The 19540-nt window shown below is 68.3% G+C and carries 17 protein-coding genes; 13 read left to right on the top strand and 4 right to left on the bottom strand.

Annotated features, from left to right (window positions below; translation table 11 throughout):
• From GRX31_RS20050 to cydX, 9 genes are all read left to right on the top strand, one after another.
• On the top strand, nt 1–514 hold a 514-nt coding region (locus GRX31_RS20050), incomplete at its 5' end, for an electron transfer flavoprotein subunit alpha/FixB family protein (RefSeq protein WP_202396653.1).
• Nucleotides 515–671: 157 nt separating this feature from the next.
• The gene (locus GRX31_RS20055) at nt 672–1814 is read left to right on the top strand and encodes an ABC transporter substrate-binding protein (RefSeq protein WP_016450177.1); all 1143 of its coding nucleotides are present in this window, start codon (nt 672–674) and stop codon (nt 1812–1814) included.
• Between the two features lie 97 nt (nt 1815–1911).
• Nucleotides 1912–3702, top strand: coding sequence for an acyl-CoA dehydrogenase (locus GRX31_RS20060; RefSeq protein ID WP_026062604.1), 1791 nt, complete (start codon nt 1912–1914; stop codon nt 3700–3702).
• A 60-nt stretch (nt 3703–3762) separates the two neighbouring features.
• A complete protein-coding gene (locus GRX31_RS20065; RefSeq protein WP_012204314.1) occupies nt 3763–4722 on the top strand; it encodes an NAD(P)H-dependent flavin oxidoreductase in 960 nt (319 codons plus the stop codon).
• Between the two features lie 292 nt (nt 4723–5014).
• Nucleotides 5015–6664, top strand: coding sequence for a thiol reductant ABC exporter subunit CydD (gene cydD / locus GRX31_RS20070; RefSeq protein ID WP_160854475.1), 1650 nt, complete (start codon nt 5015–5017; stop codon nt 6662–6664).
• Nucleotides 6661–8346: an amino acid ABC transporter ATP-binding/permease protein gene (locus GRX31_RS20075; RefSeq protein ID WP_160854433.1), complete on the top strand. Its 1686-nt coding sequence runs from the start codon at nt 6661–6663 to the stop codon at nt 8344–8346. The genes cydD and GRX31_RS20075 overlap by 4 nt, the downstream gene beginning before the upstream one ends.
• Before the next feature lie 41 nt (nt 8347–8387).
• Entirely contained in the window at nt 8388–9974 is a 1587-nt protein-coding gene (locus tag GRX31_RS20080; RefSeq protein WP_016450181.1) for a cytochrome ubiquinol oxidase subunit I, read from the top strand.
• A gap of 18 nt (nt 9975–9992) precedes the next feature.
• Nucleotides 9993–11144, top strand: coding sequence for a cytochrome d ubiquinol oxidase subunit II (cydB, locus tag GRX31_RS20085; RefSeq protein ID WP_160854435.1), 1152 nt, complete (start codon nt 9993–9995; stop codon nt 11142–11144).
• 49 nt (nt 11145–11193) lie between these two features.
• On the top strand, nt 11194–11319 hold the full coding sequence (cydX, locus tag GRX31_RS20090; RefSeq protein ID WP_012204319.1) for a cytochrome bd-I oxidase subunit CydX: 126 nt from the start codon (nt 11194–11196) through the stop codon (nt 11317–11319).
• A gap of 203 nt (nt 11320–11522) precedes the next feature.
• On the opposite strand, the gene GRX31_RS20095 is transcribed toward cydX, so the two are convergent.
• Nucleotides 11523–12119: a GbsR/MarR family transcriptional regulator gene (locus GRX31_RS20095; RefSeq protein WP_026062606.1), complete on the bottom strand. Its 597-nt coding sequence runs from the start codon at nt 12117–12119 to the stop codon at nt 11523–11525.
• A 168-nt stretch (nt 12120–12287) separates the two neighbouring features.
• Here GRX31_RS20095 and GRX31_RS20100 point away from each other — a divergent pair, with 168 nt between their 5' ends.
• Nucleotides 12288–13445 (top strand): acyltransferase family protein, encoded by a 1158-nt coding sequence (locus GRX31_RS20100; protein ID WP_160854437.1) that lies wholly within the window; start codon nt 12288–12290, stop codon nt 13443–13445.
• 73 nt (nt 13446–13518) lie between these two features.
• Here the strand turns inward: GRX31_RS20100 and rnk are convergent, their stop codons facing one another.
• Complete coding sequence (rnk, locus tag GRX31_RS20105; RefSeq protein WP_160854439.1) at nt 13519–13923, bottom strand: nucleoside diphosphate kinase regulator; 405 nt, start codon at nt 13921–13923, stop codon at nt 13519–13521.
• A 294-nt stretch (nt 13924–14217) separates the two neighbouring features.
• Between rnk and GRX31_RS20110 the strand changes: the two genes are divergently transcribed.
• Nucleotides 14218–15360 carry a PA0069 family radical SAM protein gene (locus GRX31_RS20110; protein ID WP_016450186.1) on the top strand — a complete coding sequence of 381 codons (1143 nt, stop codon included), beginning with the start codon at nt 14218–14220 and terminating at the stop codon, nt 15358–15360.
• A 37-nt stretch (nt 15361–15397) separates the two neighbouring features.
• On the opposite strand, the gene GRX31_RS20115 is transcribed toward GRX31_RS20110, so the two are convergent.
• On the bottom strand, nt 15398–16264 hold the full coding sequence (locus tag GRX31_RS20115; RefSeq protein ID WP_160854477.1) for a LysR family transcriptional regulator: 867 nt from the start codon (nt 16262–16264) through the stop codon (nt 15398–15400).
• A 106-nt stretch (nt 16265–16370) separates the two neighbouring features.
• Here GRX31_RS20115 and GRX31_RS20120 point away from each other — a divergent pair, with 106 nt between their 5' ends.
• Both GRX31_RS20120 and GRX31_RS20125 read left to right on the top strand, forming a co-directional pair.
• Complete coding sequence (locus tag GRX31_RS20120; RefSeq protein ID WP_065347633.1) at nt 16371–17495, top strand: mandelate racemase/muconate lactonizing enzyme family protein; 1125 nt, start codon at nt 16371–16373, stop codon at nt 17493–17495.
• Nucleotides 17496–17530: 35 nt separating this feature from the next.
• Nucleotides 17531–18505 carry a Bug family tripartite tricarboxylate transporter substrate binding protein gene (locus GRX31_RS20125; RefSeq protein ID WP_013803447.1) on the top strand — a complete coding sequence of 325 codons (975 nt, stop codon included), beginning with the start codon at nt 17531–17533 and terminating at the stop codon, nt 18503–18505.
• A 30-nt stretch (nt 18506–18535) separates the two neighbouring features.
• Here the strand turns inward: GRX31_RS20125 and GRX31_RS20130 are convergent, their stop codons facing one another.
• Nucleotides 18536–19387 carry a LysR substrate-binding domain-containing protein gene (locus GRX31_RS20130; RefSeq protein WP_160854441.1) on the bottom strand — a complete coding sequence of 284 codons (852 nt, stop codon included), beginning with the start codon at nt 19385–19387 and terminating at the stop codon, nt 18536–18538.
• Nucleotides 19388–19540: the final 153 nt, after the last annotated feature.

Below are 19540 nucleotides of genomic sequence, written 5' to 3' on the forward strand. Positions count from 1 at the left end.
CAAGATCAAGGTCATCACCGTGCGCGGCACGGGCTTTGACGCAGCGGCCACCACGGGCGGCAGCGCCCAGGTGGAGCAGCTGGCGGCCGCTGGCGACAGCGGCAAGAGCAGCTTCGTGGGCCGTGAAGTGACCAAGAGCGACCGCCCCGAGCTGACGGCCGCCAAGATCATCGTCTCCGGCGGCCGCGCGCTGGGCAGCAGCGAGAAGTTCCAGGAAGTCATCACGCCCCTGGCCGACAAGCTGGGCGCGGCCATCGGCGCTTCGCGCGCTGCGGTGGATGCGGGCTATGCGCCCAACGACCTGCAGGTCGGCCAGACCGGCAAGATCGTCGCGCCGCAGCTGTACATTGCCCTGGGCATCTCGGGCGCCATCCAGCACTTGGCCGGCATGAAGGACTCCAAGGTGATCGTGGCGATCAACAAGGATCCCGAGGCACCGATCTTCTCGGTGGCCGACTACGGCCTGGAGGCCGACCTGTTCCAGGCCGTGCCCGAGCTGGTGCAGGCGCTGTAAGCGACCAAAGCTGAAAAATGAGGGGCACAAGGCCCCTCTTTTTCCGTCACGGATGCCGGGATGGCCCGCTGGTCATGGTTTGCGGCAACGACTACAACAACGGCTTTGGCCGCGCCAGCGGGTGCTGGCAATGGCATGAACCGAGAGGGAGATTGAAATGAAGATGATGCGCTTGCGCCTGGCCCGCACGGCCGTGGCCTTTGTCTGTGGCGCCATGGCGCTGGCCGCCGAGGCCAATGCCTGGGTGGTGGGGCAGGTGGCACCCATGTCGGGAGCCGGCGCGACGCAGGGCCGGGCCTATGCCCAGGGCATGCGCCTGTACTTCGACCAGATCAACAAGGCCGGCGGCGTGCAGGGCCAGCCCGTGCAACTGGTCACGGTGGACGATGTGGGCCACCCCGATGAAACCGTGGACAAGACCCGCAAGCTGCTGGACGAGTCCAAGCCCGTGGTGCTGGCCGGCTACTTCGGCAACCGCAACATGGCTTCGCTGCTGGACAGCAAGCTGCTCGACCAGTCCCAGATCTCCCTGGTGGGTTACCAGAGCACGGACACGCGGGTGCTGAGCCATCCCCAGATCTTCAGCACCCGCGCCAACCTGCCCGAGGAAATGGCCAAGATCGCCTCGCACCTGGCCACCGTGGGCATCACGCGCCTGGCCCTGCTGCATGACGAGCGCCCGGATGCCAAGGCCGTGGCTGAACTTGTGGACAAGGCGATTGCGCCTTCCAAGGCCAAGCTGGTGGTCAGCGCCTCGCTGAGCACGGGCAAGGGCGCCATGGACAAGGCCGTGTCCCAGTTGCAAAAGGCCCAGCCTTCGGCGCAGGCCGTGATGGTGGTGGCCTCCAGCCCCGTGACCTCGGCCTTCGTCGAGGCGTACCGCATGGCGGGTGGCACGGCCCAGATCTACGCGACGTCCGAAGCCGATATCGAGCAACTGGCCAAGCGCCTGCCCGTGGAGTTCATGAGCGGCCTGTCCATTGCCCAGGTCGTGCCCAGTCCCTACAAGGTGACCATGCGCCTGAACAAGGAGTTCAGGGACGCGGCCACCGCTGCCGGCAAGTCGCTGACCGTGCCGGTCAGCTACGCCATGATGGAAGGCTATGTGAACGCCCGCGTCATCGTGGAGGCCATGCGCCGCACCCAGCCGCTGACGCGCGAGAAGCTGGCCGCTTCGCTGCGCGGCCTGGACGCCTTCGATCTGGGCGGCTACTGGGTTACCTATCGTCCGGGCTCGCAGGCGGGCTCGAAATTCGTGGATTTGTCCATCGTCAACGCATCGGGCCGCGTCACGCAATAACGCAGCAATGCAGTAGTGCCGTGGCAGCGCGCCCGCTGTCCCAGGTCGCCGCGCGCTGCGCGCCGGCGGTCCAGGCTCTGTTCAGGAAGGTTCAACAATGACTTACTCGGCTCCCCTCAAAGACATGCTGTTCGCCATGGAGCATCTGGCGCAGATCGACCAGGTGGCACAGTTGCCCGGTTTCGAGGAGGCTGGCCTCGAGACCGCCCAGGCCGTGCTGGAGGAATGCGCCAAGCTGTGCGAAGGCGTGGTGGCGCCGCTGAACCTGCCGGGCGACGTGGCGCCTTCCAGCCTCAAGGACGGCGTGGTCACCACCACGGCGGGCTTCAAGCAGGCCTTTCGCCAGTACGCCGAAGGCGGCTGGCAGGGCCTGCAGCATCCGCAGGATTTTGGCGGCCAGGGCCTGCCCAAGACGATTGGCGCGGCCTGCGTGGAAATGCTCAACAGCGCCAACCTGAGCTTTGCGCTGTGCCCGCTCCTGACCGACGGCGCCATCGAGGCCCTGCTGACGGCGGGCAGCGATGAGCTCAAGGCCACCTATCTCGAGAAGCTGGTGACCGGCGAGTGGACCGGCACCATGAACCTGACCGAGCCCCAGGCCGGCTCCGACCTGGCCCTGGTGCGCACCAAGGCCGATCCGCAGCCCGATGGCAGCTACAAGGTCTTCGGCACCAAGATCTTCATCACCTATGGCGAGCACGACATGGCCGAGAACATCGTCCATCTGGTGCTGGCCCGCGTGGCCGGGGCGCCCGAGGGCGTCAAGGGCATCAGCCTGTTCGTGGTGCCCAAGTTCCTGGTCAACAAGGATGGCTCGCTGGGCGCGCGCAACGATGTGCACTGCGTGAGCATCGAGCACAAGATGGGCATCAAGGCCTCGCCCACGGCCGTGCTGCAGTACGGCGACAACGGGGGCGCCATCGGTTACCTGGTGGGCGAGGAAAACCGTGGCCTCGAATACATGTTCATCATGATGAACGCGGCCCGCTACGCCGTGGGCGTGCAGGGCATTGCCGTGGCCGAGCGCTCCTACCAGCATGCCGTGGCCTATGCCCGCGAGCGTGTGCAAAGCCGCCCCGTGGACGGCAGCGTCAAGGCCAGCGCCACCATCATCCACCACCCCGATGTGCGCCGCATGCTCATGACCATGCGCGCCTACACCGAGGGCTGCCGCGCCATGGCGGCCACGGCCGCCGCGGCCTACGACGCATCCCACCACCATGCCGATGCCCAGGTGCGCGAGGCCAATGCGGCCTTCTATGAATTCATGGTTCCCCTGGTCAAGGGCTACAGCACCGAGATGAGCCTGGAAGTCACCAGCCTGGGCGTTCAGGTGCACGGCGGCATGGGCTTCATCGAGGAGACGGGCGCCGCCCAGTACTACCGCGACGCCAAGATCCTGACCATCTACGAAGGCACGACCGCCATCCAGGCCAATGACCTGGTGGGCCGCAAGACGGCGCGCGATGGCGGCCAGACCGCGCTGGCCATCGCGGGCCAGATCGAGAAGACCGAGGCCGAGCTGGCCGCCAGCGGCACGCCCGAGGCACTGGCCGTGGCCCGCCAGCTGGCCGCCGCGCGCCAGGCCTTCGTGGAGGCGGTGCACTTCGTCTCGGGCCAGGCCAAGGCCGAGCCCAATGCCGTGTACGCCGGCAGCGTTCCCTACCTGATGCTGGCGGGCAACCTGGTGGCAGGCTGGCAGATGGGCCGCGCCCTGCTGGCGGCCGAGCAGCTGTTGCACAAGGGACAGGACGAGGCCTTCATGCGCGCGAAGATTGCGACGGCGCGCTTTTATGCCGAGCACATCCTCGTCAAGGCGGCGGGCCTGCGCGATGCCATCGTGCACGGCGCAGGCAGCGTGATGGCACTGCCCATGGACGCCTTCTGACCCGGCGCTCCCGCACGGCACAACGCAGACAGAGACACCGAGAACCAACGGAGACAACGCATGTCCAAGCTTCCCCCGGCGCTGAAGAAACTGGCCCTGCCAGTGATCGGCTCGCCGCTGTTCATCATCAGCAACCCCAAGCTCGTGATCGCCCAGTGCCAGGCCGGCATCGTGGGTTCCATGCCCGCGCTCAACGCGCGCCCGGCCGAGCAGCTCGAAGACTGGCTGGCCGAGATCACCGAGACCCTGGCCGCCTGGGACAAGGCCCATCCGGACCGGCCCTCGGCGCCGTTCGCCATCAATCAGATCGTGCACAAGAGCAATGACCGGCTCGAGCACGACATGCAGATGTGCGCCAAGTACAAGGTGCCCATCGTCATCACCAGCCTGGGTGCGCGCGAGGACGTGAACCAGGCCGTGCACAGCTGGGGCGGCGTGGTGCTGCACGACATCATCAACAACAAGTTCGCGCACAAGGCCATCGAAAAGGGGGCCGACGGCCTGATCGCCGTGGCGGCGGGCGCGGGCGGCCATGCGGGTGTCAAGAGCCCGTTCGCGCTGATCCAGGAGATCCGCGAATGGTTCGACGGCCCCGTGGCGCTGTCGGGCTCCATCGCCTCGGGCGGTGCCATCCTGGCGGCCCAGGCCATGGGTGCGGACTTCGCCTATATCGGCTCGGCCTTCATCGCCACGCATGAGGCGCGTGCGCACGACGCCTACAAGCAGGCCATCGTGGACGGCACGTCCGACGACATCGTCTACAGCAACCTGTTCACGGGCGTGCACGGCAACTACCTGGCGCCGTCCATCCGCGCGGCTGGCCTGGACCCCGACAACCTGCCCGAGTCGGACCCCAGCAAGATGAACTTCGGCGGCGACGCCAAGAAGGCCTGGAAGGACATCTGGGGCTGCGGCCAGGGCATTGGCGCCATTCGCGAAGTCACGGGTGCGGGCGAGCTGGTGGAGCGTCTCAAGCGTGAATACAACCAGGCGCGCGACCGCCTGCTGTCCACCCCGTAAGGTCGGCAGAGCCCAGGACGGGCTCTTCTCCTACTCTGCCAGACGGCGCCTTCGGGCGCCGTTTTCTTTGGGTATTACCCACGCTGTGCGGGTCCGGTCCTCGAAGTTGTTTGCGCAAAACCTCTTGCGCACGCTTGACTGCTTCACTCGGCTTCCCCCTACGAGCGACTTGCCTGGAGCAAGTTTGTTTAGAATTCTTTGCGTAATTTCAGTAAATACTGAAATTACAGAATAAATGAACAAACCTTGTACCCCGTCATTGCCTGAGTTCCACCAGCTGGCGCGTCGTCCGATGGCGGGTACGGGGCGCCTGGTGCTGGCCTCGCTGCTGTGGCTGCCCCAGGCGGCGCTGCTGGCGCTGGCCGTGCAGTCCATGGCCGATGGCGCAGGCGTGGAGCCGCTGTGGCCACTGTGGCCACTGTGGCAGCTTGCGGCCGGCGTGGCACTGCTGGGCGGGTTGCGCGCCTGGTGCGATGCCAGCGGCACGCGCCGCGCCAATCTGCAGGCGCGCAGCCTGGTGAGCGCGCTGCGCGCGCAGGTGCTGCGCACGCTGGCGGGCACCTCGCCGCTGGACCGCCAGCGCGCGGCCTCGGGCCAGGCGGCCAGCGCCATGGCCGAGCAGGCCGAGGCCATCGTGCCCTGGCTGTCGCGCTACCAGACCGCCATGTGGCGCGTGCGCACCGTGCCGCTGGTGATTGCGCTGGCCGTGGCCAGCCAGAGCTGGGTGGTGGCGCTGATCCTGGTGGTGGCCGCACCGCTGATCCCGCTGTTCATGGCCATCGTCGGCTGGCGCGCCAAGGCGGCCAGCCAGGCGCAGATGGTGGAGCTGGGCGGCATGAATGCCTTCCTGCTCGACCGGCTGCGCGGCCTGTCCACCCTGCGCGCCCTGGGCGCGGTGGATGCCACGGCGCAGCGGCTGCGCGCCAATGCCGAATCCCTGCGCGAACGCAGCATGCGCGTGCTGCGCATCGCCTTTCTGTCCTCTGCGGTGCTGGAACTGTTCTCGGCCCTGGGCGTGGCCATGGTGGCCGTCTACGTGGGGTTTCACCTGCTGGGCCATCTGCCCTTTGGCAGCTGGGGCCAGACACTGAGCCTGGGCCAGGCGCTGTTCGTGCTGCTGCTGGCGCCCAGCTTCTTCGATCCCCTGCGTGAGCTGTCTGCCGTCTGGCACGACCGCGCCAGCGGCGAGGCCGCACTGCAAGCCCTGGGCGAGCTGGGCCGCGATGCGCAGCCGCTGCCGGGCGCACTGGCTGCGCCCGGCAGGGCGGCCGGCCAGGCCTGCGCCCTGCACCTGGAGCAGGTGCGGCCCCAGGCGCCAGGCGGCGCGGTCACGCTGCCGGCGCTCACGCTGGACGTGCGGCCTGGCGAGCATGTGGCGCTGTGGAGCCCCAGCGGCAGCGGAAAGTCGCTGCTGCTGGCGCAGATTGCCGGCCTGCTGCCGGTGGCCGAGCCTGGGCGCATCCATATCGACGGCCAGCTGCTCGACGGCGAATCGGCCGGACGGCTGCGCGCGCGCATGGCCTGGATGGGGCAGAGCCCCCATGTGTTCGCCGGCTCGGTGGCCGAAAACCTCCGGCTGGGCCGCCCGGGATTCACCTTCGGCGAGCTACGCCAGGCCTTGCGGCTGGCCGGTCTGGGCAAGCTGGCCGAGGCCCGTGCCGGCGCCACGCTGGGCGAGGGCGGAGCCGGCCTGTCGGGCGGGGAGATCGTGCGCCTGGCACTGGCGCGCCTGGCCCTGTCGCGCGATGCAGGCCTGCTGCTGGTCGATGAACCCACGGCCCACCTGGACCCGGCCACGGCCGCCCAGGTCACCGATGCCCTGCTGCAACTGGCACGCGGGCGCACGCTGATCGTCGCCACCCACGATGCCGAGCTGGCCGCCGCCATGCACCGCGTGGTGGAGCTGGCGGGCCATGCCGCCCCGCAGGAGCTGGCCGCATGAAGCCCCGCTCCACCCTCCGGCCCGTGCTTGCCGCCCTGGCGCGCATGGCGCCCTGCCGCCTGTGGCTGGGCGGCGCGCTGCTGGCCCTGCTCACGGTGCTCATGGGCATGGCGCTGCTGGGCCTGTCGGGCTGGTTCATCACGGCCACGGCGCTGGCCGGGCTGGTGCCGGCCACGGCCATCGTCTTCGACGTCTTCATGCCCTCGGCCGGTATCCGCCTGCTGGCCCTGGGCCGCACGGGCACCCGCTATGCCGAACGGCTGGTCACCCATGACGCCACCCTGGCCGTGCTGGCCGCCCTGCGCGAGCGGCTGCTGCGCAGCTGGGCCACTCCCGCCGCCGCCCTGAGCCTGCGCCTGCGGCCCGCGCGCCTGCTGCAGCGGCTGACGGCCGACGTGGATGCGCTGGACAGCCTGTACCTGCGCCTGTTCGTGCCCTTGCTGGCCGCCACGGGTGCCACGCTGGTGGCCGCCCTTGCGCTGGGACTGATGCGCTGGTGGCTGGGCCTGGCCTTGGCTGCGTGGCTGCTGGCCACGGGCCTGGGCAGCGCCCTGTGGCTGGCCCGCAGTGCGCGCCGGCCCGCCGTGCGCCGCGCGCTGGCGCTGGAGTCCCTGCGCGCCCGCACGGCCGACCTGGTGGCCGGGCAGGCGGAGCTGGCCATGGCCGGCACCCTGGCCGCGCATTGCGAACGCATTGCCGCCCTGGACGCCCGCGTGGCCGAGGCCGACGCCGCACTCCACGGCCTGGAGGCCCGAACTTCCTTCGTGCAAGGCCTGTGCGGCGCCCTGGCCCTGGCCGGTGTGCTGCTGGCCGTAGGCTGGCTGGCCGAGGCCGGCCTGCTGGGCGCCCCCGTGGCTGCGCTGGCCCTGTTGCTGGCGCTGACGGCCATGGAGCCCTTTGCGGCATTGCGCCGTGGCGCGCTGGAGGCCGGCCGCAGCTGGCTGGCCGCGCGCCGGCTGGCGCCTGCCCTGCGCGATGGCGCTGCGCAAGGCGCCTGCGAACCGGCTGCGCCCAGGCAAGGCTTGGCGGTTGAGCTGGAGCAGGTCGTGGCACCCCGTGCCGCCGTGCTGGCCCAGGACATCCGTATCGCCGAGGGCGAGCGTGTCGCCCTGCTGGGCGCCAGCGGCGCGGGCAAGACCACGCTGCTGTCCCTGATGGCCGGCGAGCTCCAGCCGCTGGCCGGCGCCGTGCGTGCCCGGCGCTGCACCTGGATGACGCAGCGCACCGAACTGTTCGAGGACAGCCTGCGCGACAACCTTTTGCTGGCCTGCCCCGAGGCCGCCGAGGACACGCTGTGGGCGGCGCTGGAAGTCGCCGGGCTGGCCGGCGATGTGCGCGCCATGGCGCAGGGCCTGGACACGCGGCTGGGCGAGGGCGGGCTGGGCCTGTCCGGCGGCCAGGCACGGCGCCTGGCGCTGGCGCGGCTGCTGCTGAGCCCCGCGCGCTGCTGGCTGCTGGACGAAGTGACCGAAGGCCTGGATGCACGCACGGCCGCCGACCTGCTGGTGCGGCTGGACAGCGCAGCCCGGGGCCGCACCCTGGTGCTGGCCACCCACAAGCTGCGGGAGGCGCAACTGGCCGACCGGCTGCTGTGGGTGGAGCAGGGCCGCGTGGTGTCCGAGGCGCTGCGCGGCACACCGCCGTTCGATGCGGCCCTGGCGCGCCTGCGGCAGGACGGCTGATCAAGGATTTCACCAAGTACCCCGAGAGAAAGGATCTCACCATGGACCTCGACATCGTCGATCTATCGCGGCTGCAGTTCGCGGTAACGGCGCTCTACCACTTCCTGTTCGTGCCGCTGACCATCGGCCTGGCCGTGATCATCGCCATCATGGAGACCGTCTTTGTGATGACGGGCCGCACCATCTGGCGCGACATGACGAAGTTCTGGGGCACGTTGTTCGGCATCAACTTCGCCATGGGCGTGGCCACGGGCATCGTGATGGAGTTCCAGTTCGGCATGAACTGGAGCTACTACAGCCACTACGTGGGCGACATCTTCGGCGCGCCGCTGGCCATCGAGGGGCTGATGGCCTTCTTCCTGGAAGCCACCTTCGTGGGGCTGTTCTTCTTCGGCTGGGACCGCCTGAGCAAGGTCGGCCATCTGGTGACCACCTGGTGCGTGGCCCTGGGCTCGAACTTCTCGGCGCTGTGGATCCTGATCGCCAACGGCTGGATGCAAAACCCCGTGGGCGCGGCGTTCAACCCGCAGACCATGCGCATGGAGGTCACCGACTTCTTCGCGGTGCTGACCAACCCCGTGGCCCAGGCCAAGTTCGTGCACACGGTCTCGGCAGGCTACGTGACGGCCGCCATCTTCGTGCTGGGCGTCTCGGCCTGGTATCTGCTCAAGGGCCGGCACATCCAGCTGGCGCGCCGCTCCATGACGGTGGCCACCTCGTTCGGCCTGGCCGCTGCGCTGTCGGTGGTGGTGCTGGGCGATGAAAGCGGCTACCTGTCGTCGGAGCACCAGAAGATGAAGCTGGCCGCCATCGAGGCCATGTGGGATACCGAGCCCGCACCGGCCGCCTTCACGGCCTTCGGCTTCCCCGACAAGGCCGCACGGGAGACGCACTACGCCGTGCACATTCCCTGGGTCATGGGCCTGATCGGCACGCGCTCGCTGACCACCGAGATCCCCGGCATCAACGACCTGGTCCAGCGCACCGAGCAGTACATCCGCAACGGCATCGAGGCCTATGGCGCGCTGGAGGCCATCCGCGCCGCCGGCCCCACGGGCCAGGTGCCGGCCGAGGCCAAGGCCGTCTTCGAGGACAAGGGCGGGCAACTGGGCTACGCGCTGCTGCTCAAGCGCTACGTGGACGACCCGCGCCAGGCCACGGACGCGCAGATCGCCCAGGCCGCCTGGGACACCGTGCCGGCCGTGGGGCCGCTGTTCTGGGCCTTCCGCATCATGGTGGGGCTGGGCATGTTCTTCATCGCGCTCACGGCGGCCTTCTTCTGGCTGTCGGTGCGGCGCAGGCTGGACGCCCATCCGTGGATGCTCAAGCTGGCCGTGATCGCCATTCCCCTGCCTTGGATTGCGGCCGAGTGCGGCTGGATCGTGGCCGAGGTGGGCCGCCAGCCCTGGATCATCGAAGGCGTGCTGCCCACGGCGCTGGCCGTCTCCAACCTGGGCGCGGGCACGCTGCTGCTGACGATTGCAGGCTTCATCGCCATCTACTCCGTGCTCTTCGTCATCGAGATGAAGCTCATGGTGAAGGCCATCCGCAAGGGACCGCAGGAGGAAAGCGCACCGCACCTGACCACCTACTTCCCTCTGATGCAAAAACTCGCCCGCGGGCAATGACCAAGGGAGATTGTCACCATGATTCTTCACGAACTGATCAGCTACGACGTCCTGCGCCTGCTGTGGTGGGGCCTGCTGGGCGTGCTGCTCATCGCCTTTGCCGTCACCGATGGCTTTGACCTGGGCGCTGCCGCGCTGCTGCCGCTGGCGGCCAGGACCGACGTGGAGCGCCGCGTCGTCATCAACTCTCTGGGCCCGGTCTGGGAAGGCAACCAGGTCTGGCTCATCCTGGGCGGCGGCGCCATCTTTGCGGCCTGGCCGCAGCTGTATGCGGTCTCGTTCTCGGGCTTTTACCTGGCCATGTTCGCGGCGCTGGTGGCGCTGATCCTGCGGCCCGTGGCCTTCAAGTTCCGCAGCAAGCGCGAGGATCCGGCCTGGCGCGCGCGCTGGGATGCCGTGCTGTGCATGGCCGGCGTGGTGCCCGCGCTGATCTTCGGCGTGGCCCTGGGCAATGTGCTGCAGGGCGTGCCCTTCCGCCTGGCGCCCGACATGCGCATCTACTACGAGGGCACGTTCTTCGGCCTGCTCAACCCGTTTGCGCTGCTGGCCGGCCTGGTCTCGCTGTGCATGCTGCTCATGCATGGTGCGTCCTGGCTGGTGTTCAAGACCGAGGGCGATGTGGCCGCGCGCGCGCGCCGCCTCGGCATGGTGGCTGCCGTCGCCACCACGGTGCTGTTCGCGGCGGCCGGCGTGTGGCTGGCCGCGCTCAACGGCTACCGCATCACCAGCGAGATCAACACCACCGGACCGTCCAACCCGCTGTTCAAGACGGCTGCGCTGCAGGCGGGCGCCTGGTTCGCCAACTACCAGGCCCGGCCCGTGCTCTGGGCCGTGCCGGCCATCGGCCTGCTGATGCCGCTGATGGCGGCGCTGGGCCTGTGGCTGCGCCGCGAGTGGCTGGCCCTGCTGTCCAGCGGCCTGGGCATTGCCGGCATCATCGCCAGCGTGGGGGCGTCCATGTTCCCGTTCATCCTGCCCTCGTCGCTGAACCCGCAGCACAGCCTCACGGTCTGGGACTCTTCGTCCAGCCATGTGACGCTGTTCATCATGCTGGTGTGCGCGCTGATCTTCGTGCCCCTCATCGTGGCCTACACCAGCTGGGTCTACAGCGTGCTGCGCGGCAAGGTCGACCCGATGGCCATCATCGAGGGCCGCGGCCACTCGTACTGATCCACCGAATCAAGCAACGACAGTCAACGTCAAGAAAGGACACAACACCATGTGGTACTTCGCCTGGTTGCTCGGCCTGCCGCTGGCGGCCGCCTTCGCGGTGCTCAACGCGATGTGGTACGAACTGATGGACGACGAGGCCACGCGCCGCGAACTCCTGGCCCGGGAGAAATAAAGCTCCCCCTGAGGCGCTTCGCGCCTTCCCCCTCTCTCTTCGGGAGGGGGACGACACCCTCGCTGCGGGGGCGGGCGGCCCTTGCTCGGTGTCCCTCGCTTTGGGCTACGCCAGTTTTTGCACGCGCTTACCGCCAATGAAGCATTGCTGTAAACACGATGAGCTCCCTCGGGAGCTCATTTTTGTACGCAGGCTTGCCAGGTTCAATCGTCGGTGTCATCCGCCTTGGCGCGGCCCTTGCCGCCCGTGATGCGGTCCTTCAGATCCAGCAGCCGCGTCACGGCCGTGCCCATGCCCATGAGCTGCATGGCGGTCTCGGGCGACAGGCGCTGCACGTCGTCGAACCAGTTCATGAGCCGGTCGATCAGCTCGTACATGTCGCGCATGCGCTGCTGGGCGTAGCGTTCCTCTTCGGTGGTGACTTCCTCCAGCATGGCGGCGCGCAGCATGGACTGGGTGGGCTCGATCTCGCGGCGGCGGCGTTCCTCGGCCAGGCGGCGGAAGATTTCCCAGACATCCTGCGGCGCCTCGAAATACTCGCGCCGGTCGCCTGGCTGGTGGCGCAATTGCACCAGGCGCCAGGCCTGCAATTCCTTGAGCCCCATGCTCACGTTGGAGCGCGAGAACTCCAGCGTCTCGGCGATCTGGTCGGCATTGAGCGGCTCGGGCGAAAGAAACAGCAGAGCGTAGATCTGGCCTACCGTGCGGTTGATGCCCCAGCGGCTACCCATCTCGCCGAAGTGCGAGACGAACTGCCGGTTCAACGCCGGAAGAGGTTTGGGTTGCGTCATGGCATGCATTGTGCCCTCGCGTGCCGGCATGTCCTGTGCGGCTTGGAAAGCGGTGCGTCAGCTTTCTGCAAGACGCGGTCAAAAGGCGCACAATGGCGCCTTTGCGGGCTTGCGGCCAGGCGGCCCGGGCCCAGCGCCTCCCGCTTCCCGACCCGTTCGCAGATTGCAGATTGCCCCATGTCCCACGCTAGCCGCAGTGCGCTGATCGACTGCACCAAGGGCATGGCCTGTGCCGCCATCGTCTGGCACCACCTGGCCTTCTACGGCCCCATGTCCGATATCGCCCATCCGGCCGCGCCGGACCTCATCGACTGGCTCTATGAATATGCGCGCATGGCCGTGCAGATCTTCCTGGTGCTGGGCGGCTACCTGGCGGCAGCCAGCATGGCGCCGCAAGGCCACGGCTTGCACAGCGATCCGTGGTCGCGCATCGGGCGCCGCTTCGTGCGCCTGGTCGTGCCCTATGCCGTGGCCCTGGTCGTGGCCATCGTCGTCTCGGCGGCCGTGCGGCCCTGGTTCGACCATGCCTCGGTGTCGGGCGAGCCCGATCTCTGGCAGCTGGTGGCGCATGCGCTGCTGCTGCAGAACATCGTGGGCGAGGAGTCGCTGTCCGCCGGCGTCTGGTACGTGTCCATCGACTTCCAGCTGTTTGCGCTGACGGCGCTGCTGCTGGCCGGCACGCGCTGGGGCGGCGCCTTGCTGCGCCGACGCTTCGGTGGCCAGGCGCTGTCGCGCTGCTGGCCCTGGACGCTGAGCGTGGCGCAGGCGCTGGTGGTGATCGGCGTGGCGGCCTCGCTGCTGGGCTTCAATCTGGATGCGCAATGGGATGTGTGGGCGCCGTACTTCTTTGGCGCCTACGGCCTGGGCATGCTGGCCTACTGGGCCGCGCATGCGGACAAGTCCTCGACGGCCTGGAGCTGGTCCCTGCTGATCGTGGCCCTGGTCGTGGCGGCGCTGGCACTGGAGTGGCGCGACCGCATCGCGCTGGCCGGTGCCACGGCGCTGGCCCTGGTCGCGGCCATGCGCAGCCCCGCGTTTGCCCAGGCACAAGGCTGGGCGCCGCTGCGCCGGCTGGGCAAGATTTCGTACTCGGTGTTTCTCGTGCACTTCTCGGTCTGCCTGCTGGTCAATGCCGTGGAAAGCCATTTCTGGCCACAGTCCATTCCCGCCGCCCTGCTGGGCATGTGCACGGCCTTCGTGCTGTCGATTGCGGCCGGCCATCTGCTGTACGAGCGCGTGGAGCGCCACGTTCCCAGCTGGCACATGGCGCTGCGCTGGCAGGCCGGCCTGGTGGGCACCGGCCTGATCGCGGCATTTGTGGCGGGCCTGCGCTGAGGCGCGGTGCGTCAGCCCACAAACAACAAAGGCAGCCGGTGGGCTGCCTTTTTCGCTTCACGCCGGTCGGCGTTCAACGGTGCAGCTCGCCCGCGCTTTCCGGCTGGAACTCGATGGCATCCACGCGCACGGTGACCTGGCCCGAGGGGCCGGGCATGCGGGACTGGTCGCCCACGCTCAGGCCCAGCAGGGCAATGCCCACGGGCGCGAACACCGACACCTTGTCGGCGCTGCCATCCATCTCCTTGGGATAGACCAGGGTCAGCGTATTGGTCTTGCCCGACTCCAGCAGCGTGAAGCGCACCGTGGAATTCATGGTCACCACGTTGGGCGGCATTTCCCTGGGTTCGAGCACGTCGGCACGGTCCAGCTCGGCCTCGAGCGCCTCGCGGCCGGGAAAGGCGGGCTGCTTGTCCAGCAGGGCCTCGATGCGTTCCAGGTCCAGGGACGAAAGAATGATGTGGGGCTTGCGCTCCATGGTGTTGGCTCCCTTGTGTGCTTGCGCCGTGGCTGCAGTGAAGGGCAGCGGCGCCCAAACGGACAAAAGCCCGGGCAACGCGGTTGTCCGGGCCAAGGCATCTTCAGAAAAGAGAAAAGCACCAAGTTGGTGCGATAAGGCCATTGTGCAGGCCCGTGCGCGTTCTGCCAAGCGAACCCGCACGGTGCGGTGCGGATTGGCGCGGGCACTTGCCAAGCCGGCAAAACCCACTGCGCAACCGCAGGCATGCGGGGAGTGCTTGTTGGCATGGCTGTATTTTTATACAGTTTCTTCATGCTTTCCAGTCCTCCCACGCCTCATCACGACACGGCCCGGGTGCCCCTGCACGCCATCAAGGGCCGGGGCGCAGCCAGCCAACTGGCACACCGCTTCACCACCGATCCGCGCGAGGCCTTTGACGACGGCTGGGGCAGTCTTGAGGCGCCGGCCGAAGGCGAGGAAGCCGCGCCCCTGCGCACCGAACTGCGCTGGGAGCAGGCCCGCTCGGCGCTGAGCCGCCACCAGTCGCCCGACCTGCCGTTTCACATGGGGCTCAATCCCTACCGGGGCTGCGAGCATGGCTGCATCTATTGCTATGCCCGGCCCACGCACAGCTACCTGGGCTGGTCGCCGGGGCTGGACTTCGAGACCCGGCTCATCGCCAAGCAGAACCTGCCCGAGCTGCTGCGCGCCGAGCTGTCGCGCGCCAGCCATGTGGCCGCGCCCGTGATGCTGGGCTCGGTCACCGACTGCTACCAGCCCGTGGAGCGCGAGCTGGGGCTGACGCGCCGCCTGATCGAAGTGCTGGCCGAGGCGCGTCACCCGTTTTCCATCGTCACCAAGGGCAGCGGGGTGGAGCGTGACCTGGACCTGCTGGCCCCGCTGGCGCGCCAGGGCCTGGCCTCGGTGCACATCACGCTGACCACGCTGGATGCCGACCTGGCCCGCCACCTGGAGCCGCGCGCCGCCGCGCCGTACCGCCGGCTGCGCAGCATCCGCGCGTTGACCGAGGCGGGCGTGCCCGTGGGCGTGAGCCTGGCACCGCAGATTCCCTTCATCAACGAAGACCTGGAGAAGGTGCTGGAGGCGGCCGCCGACGCAGGCGCGCGCCACGCCTTCTATGCCGTGCTGCGCCTGCCCTGGGAAGTGGCGCCGCTGTTCGAGCAATGGCTGCAGGTGCACTACCCCGACCGCGCCCGCCGCGTGATGGAGCGCGTGCGCGACCTGCACGGCATCCAGGGCGAGCAGCGCGAGGCCGGCCGCGTGTACAACGCCGAGTTCGGCCAGCGCATGAAAGGTACCGGCCACTGGGCCGAGCTGCTGCGCCAGCGCTTCGCCCTGGCCTGCCGTCGGTACGGATTCAACCGCGAGCCGCTGCGGCTCGATTGCAGCCTCTACCACCCGTCGCTTTTGCTGCCGCAACGCAGCCTGTTCTGAGAGCCTGCGTGCCAGGCACAGGTCAGGGCATGGTCCGCTAGCGGGAATCGATCAGCTCTGACAAGGCGGCTGCCAGCGGGGAGCGCACCGAAGAGCGCAGCCACACCATGCCCACTTCGCGGGACGGGCTCGGAGGGGGCAGCGGCCATCGGCGCGTTCTGGCATCCGGCGGTCCCAGCACGGGCCAGTCCGGCAGGATGGAGACACCGAAGCCTTCCGCAACCAGCTGTGCGATCTGCTCGATGCCGTCCAGCTCGAAGCGGACCTTCGGCTTGATGCCGTGGCCCCGCAGGTATTCATCCGCCATTTTTCCTGCCACCACCTTGCGGTCGTACTGGATGAAGGGTTCGCGTGCGGCCGTGAGCAGCGGATCGCGCACCTTCATGTCTCGGGGCGCGAGAAGAATCAGCGCCTCGCTGCGCATCAGCCGCCATTCGCAGGTCTTGGGCATGGCGAAGGCCGGGTGCACAAGGATGGCCGCATCCAGACGGCCGGCCTGCACCTGGTCCAGCAGCAGTGAGGAGGTGCCGGGTTCGATGTAGACGCGCACGGCCGGATGGGCGCTCATCCACCGGCGCAGCAGCGGGGGCACGAGGCCCATCAGCGCCGTGGGCGTTGCCCCCAGCCTCAGGGGGCCTGCGGGGAGCTCGGTGGCCGAGGCGGCCGACCTCAGGTTCTCCACGGATTTGAGCACCTCCCGCGCATGCTCCACGATCCGGGCGCCCACGACGGTGGGCCGCACCGTCCGGCCCACCCGCGTGAGCAGTGCGCAGCCCACGTCGGCCTCCAGCGCACGCATCTGCTGGGCCACGGTGGTGGGCGGCAGGTCCAGCCTGCGCGCGGCGTCGGCCATCGAGCCGCAGTCCACGACGGCAATGAAGCTCTGGAGAAAGCGCGAATCCATGCGACGCATTTTGCGTCATCTGAACCATGGGACACCATCTTTGTTGCAGATCTCCTGAAGCGCAAAGTTCGCTCGTTCCCGCTTCCAAACCATGTCAGGAGAGCACATGCCCCTCATCGAATCCATTGAAGTCTGCGTTGCCCGCGTGCCGCTGGACAAGGTCACCTATCTGTCGAACCGCACCGTGGTCGACCGCCACTACGGGCTGGTCAAGGTCCGCAGCAGCGACGGCGTCGAAGGCATCGGCTTTTGCTATGTCGGCAATGCGGCGGGCGAGCTGTTCCGCGTAGCGGTCGAGCAGCTGCTCGGTCCTGTGCTGCTGGGCCGCGATTCCCTGGCCGTCGAAGGGCTGTGGAAGGAGATGTACCAGGAGGCGCTGCTGCAAGGCCGCATGGGCACCGTGATGCGGGCACTGAGCGCACTCGACATTGCGCTGTGGGATCTCAATGCCCGCACCGCCCAGCTGCCTTTGCACAAGTACCTGGGCGCGGTGGAGCTGGACACGGTGCCGGCCTATGCCAGCGGCGGCTACTACGTGGATGGCAAGACCGCCGGCCATGTCGGCGAGGAGATGGCCGGCTATGTCGAGCTGGGCTTTCAGGCCGTGAAGATGAAGACCGGCCGCTGGTCGCCCCAGGGCGAGGAGTCGCGCGTGAAGGCGGCGCGCGAGGCCATCGGCCCGGACGTGGAGCTCATGCTGGACTGCAACAACGGCTGGGTGGACACCGTGCAGGCCATGCAGTACCTGCGCCGCATGGAGGCATACGACCCCTATTTCATCGAGGAGCCGTTCAGCCCCGACGATGTCGAAAGCCACGCCCGCCTGGCAAAGCTCACCCGCATTCCTGTGGCCACCGCGGAAATCGGCTATGGCCGCTGGTACCACAAGCATCTGCTCGATATGGGCGCCGCATCCATCCTGCAGACCGACGCTGCAGTCTGCGGGGGCATTACCGAGTGGAAGCGTATTGCCGCCATGGCGGCGGGCTATGGGCTGCAGATGTGTCCGCACTGGTTCCACGATGTGCACGCGCCGCTGGTGGCCGCGACCCCCAATGCGCGCTATGTCGAGTTCTTCTGGGATGACCAGGTGCTGAACTTCCGCCGCCTGCTGGACCGCCAGCTGGCGCAGGAAAAGGGCCGTGTCGTGCTGCACCAGACGCCGGGGCTCGGCTTCAATTTCGACGAGGCGCAGGTGTCCCGGTTCGGCCGCTGGACCTCGGTGGCGTAAGACCGCCGCCAGCCCATCATCCAAGGAGACAAGCCATGCAACGCAGACAGTTCCTGACCTCGGCCGCCGCCGCCGCCGCCCTGCATGCCCATCCGGGCTTTGCACAGGCCAGGCCGCCAGCGGGCCCGGTCAAAATCCTCGTCGGCTTCTCGGCAGGCGGCGGCACGGACATCCTGGCGCGGATCATCGCCAACCGGCTCAACCAGCTGTGGGCCATTCCCGTCATCGTCGAGAACCGGCCAGGCGCGGCGGGGCTGATTGCCGCTGCCGAGGCCGCCAGGGCCGCGCCCGATGGGCAGACGCTCATGATGGGCCACATCAACGCGCTGGGCATTGCCCCTGCGCTCAACCCCAGGCTCGGCTTCTCGCCGGAGCGGGACTTCTCCGCCATCGCCCTGGTGGGCCAGACCCCGCAGGTCCTGGTTGCCAGCCCCAAGGCTTCCGCCACCATGCAGGGCCTGCTGGCCGCGTTGAAGCAAAAGCCGGGGGAGGTCAGCTTCGGCTCCTCGGGCACGGGGTCGGCCCAGCACCTCGCGCTGGCGCTGTTCGAGCAGACTGCGGCGGTGTCCGCGCTCCATATCCCGTACAAGGGCGCGTCGAACGTGATGACGGATCTGCTGGGCGGCCAGATCGACTACGCGTTCGAGGGGATGACCACGGCGGCGCCCTTCATCAAGGGCGGAAAAGTCCATGCAGTGGCTCAGACGGGCGTGAAGCGCGCCAAGGCCTTCGCGGAGATTCCCACCGTGGCGGAGCAGGGCTATTCCGGGTTCAACGCGAGCATCTGGTTCGGCCTGGTGGGCCCCGCAAGAATGCCCGCCGATCTGGTGGCCCGCATCAATGCGGACGTCAACCGCATCCTGGCCATGCCCGATGTGGTGGCCAAGCTCGAAGAGTTCGGCGCAGAGGATGGAGGGGGGACGCCGCAGCGCTTTGACGCCTTCATGCGCGATGAACGGGCGAAGTGGGCCCGGCTGATCCAGGCGCGCGGAATCAGGGTGGAGGGCTGAGGCGGGGGCCGAGGTGGCCCGGCGCGGTCCTCAAATCGCCTCCAGAAACGACCTCACCAGCAGGCTGTCGCTGCGCTCGCGCATGCAATAGACATAGGTGGTGGTGCTGGCCGGGTCGCCCGCGATGCGCAGCGGGCGAAAGCGCGGGTCGGGGATGAATTCGGCTTCGGACACGGCGCCCAGTCCCAGGCCGCGCGCCACGGCTTCGCGTATGGCTTCGCGGCTGCCGATCTCCAGTTCGGTGCGCGGCTGCACGCCGGCGGCCTGCAGCACCGATTCCAGCGCGGTGCGCGTGGTCGAGCCGTGCTCGCGCAGCAGCAGAGGCTGGCCCTGCAGTTCGGACAGCGCGATTTCGCTGCGCCGCGCGAAGGGATGGGCGACATGGGCGAACAGGATGATGGCGTGGCGCGCGTACTCGCGCGCCAGCAGCTCCGGGCGGTCGTAGAGGCCGGCGAGCACGGCCACGTCGGTGTCGTAGCGTTCCAGGTCGGCCAGCACCTGCTGCGAGTTGCCCATGCGGATGGACAGCTGCATGCCCGGGTGCCGTGCGCGGTAGGCGGCCACCATTTCGATCACATGGAAGGGCCCCACGGCGCCGATCTTGAGCTCGCCCTGGTGCAACTGCCCCGAGTCGCGCAGGAAGAATTCGGCCTCGGCCTCCAGCGCCATGATTTTCTGCGCCATGGGCAGCAGTCTGGCGCCTGCGCCCGTGAGCGTCATGCGGTAGCCGCGGCGGTGGAACAGCTCGATCTGGCTTTGGCGCTCCAGCGTGGCGATCTGGGTGGAGATGGTGGGCTGGCTCACGCCCAGTGCGCGGGCGGCGGCGCTGAGGCTGCCATGGTGGGCGACGGCGATGAAGGCGCGGTAGCGGGCGTTGCTCACGAAAGTCGGTATCTCAAGGTTTTGTCTATGGATGCTGTCAAAACCGATTCTGAAACTTTCACATGGCAGAAATATGTCGCTCCTAGCATTCAGCCATACCCACCCGCCTGGCGATTTGACCGGCGATTCACGGATCCACCGATCCGCCGATGT

Origin of the sequence: Delftia sp. CH05, assembly GCF_009827015.1 — a bacterium.
GTDB lineage: Bacteria > Pseudomonadota > Gammaproteobacteria > Burkholderiales > Burkholderiaceae_C > Comamonas > Comamonas tsuruhatensis.

Excerpts from the sequence above, each read along its gene's own strand:
- GRX31_RS20055 (WP_016450177.1), top strand. The coding sequence starts at position 672 with ATGAAGATGATGCGCTTGCGCCTGGCCCGCACGGCCGTGGCCTTTGTC.
- GRX31_RS20060 (WP_026062604.1), top strand. The coding sequence starts at position 1,912 with ATGACTTACTCGGCTCCCCTCAAAGACATGCTGTTCGCCATGGAGCAT.
- GRX31_RS20065 (WP_012204314.1), top strand. The coding sequence starts at position 3,763 with ATGTCCAAGCTTCCCCCGGCGCTGAAGAAACTGGCCCTGCCAGTGATC.
- cydD (WP_160854475.1), top strand. The coding sequence starts at position 5,015 with ATGGCGGGTACGGGGCGCCTGGTGCTGGCCTCGCTGCTGTGGCTGCCC.
- GRX31_RS20075 (WP_160854433.1), top strand. The coding sequence starts at position 6,661 with ATGAAGCCCCGCTCCACCCTCCGGCCCGTGCTTGCCGCCCTGGCGCGC.
- GRX31_RS20080 (WP_016450181.1), top strand. The coding sequence starts at position 8,388 with ATGGACCTCGACATCGTCGATCTATCGCGGCTGCAGTTCGCGGTAACG.
- cydB (WP_160854435.1), top strand. The coding sequence starts at position 9,993 with ATGATTCTTCACGAACTGATCAGCTACGACGTCCTGCGCCTGCTGTGG.
- cydX (WP_012204319.1), top strand. The coding sequence starts at position 11,194 with ATGTGGTACTTCGCCTGGTTGCTCGGCCTGCCGCTGGCGGCCGCCTTC.
- GRX31_RS20095 (WP_026062606.1), bottom strand. The coding sequence starts at position 12,119 with ATGCATGCCATGACGCAACCCAAACCTCTTCCGGCGTTGAACCGGCAG.
- GRX31_RS20100 (WP_160854437.1), top strand. The coding sequence starts at position 12,288 with ATGTCCCACGCTAGCCGCAGTGCGCTGATCGACTGCACCAAGGGCATG.
- rnk (WP_160854439.1), bottom strand. The coding sequence starts at position 13,923 with ATGGAGCGCAAGCCCCACATCATTCTTTCGTCCCTGGACCTGGAACGC.
- GRX31_RS20110 (WP_016450186.1), top strand. The coding sequence starts at position 14,218 with ATGCTTTCCAGTCCTCCCACGCCTCATCACGACACGGCCCGGGTGCCC.
- GRX31_RS20115 (WP_160854477.1), bottom strand. The coding sequence starts at position 16,264 with ATGGATTCGCGCTTTCTCCAGAGCTTCATTGCCGTCGTGGACTGCGGC.
- GRX31_RS20120 (WP_065347633.1), top strand. The coding sequence starts at position 16,371 with ATGCCCCTCATCGAATCCATTGAAGTCTGCGTTGCCCGCGTGCCGCTG.
- GRX31_RS20125 (WP_013803447.1), top strand. The coding sequence starts at position 17,531 with ATGCAACGCAGACAGTTCCTGACCTCGGCCGCCGCCGCCGCCGCCCTG.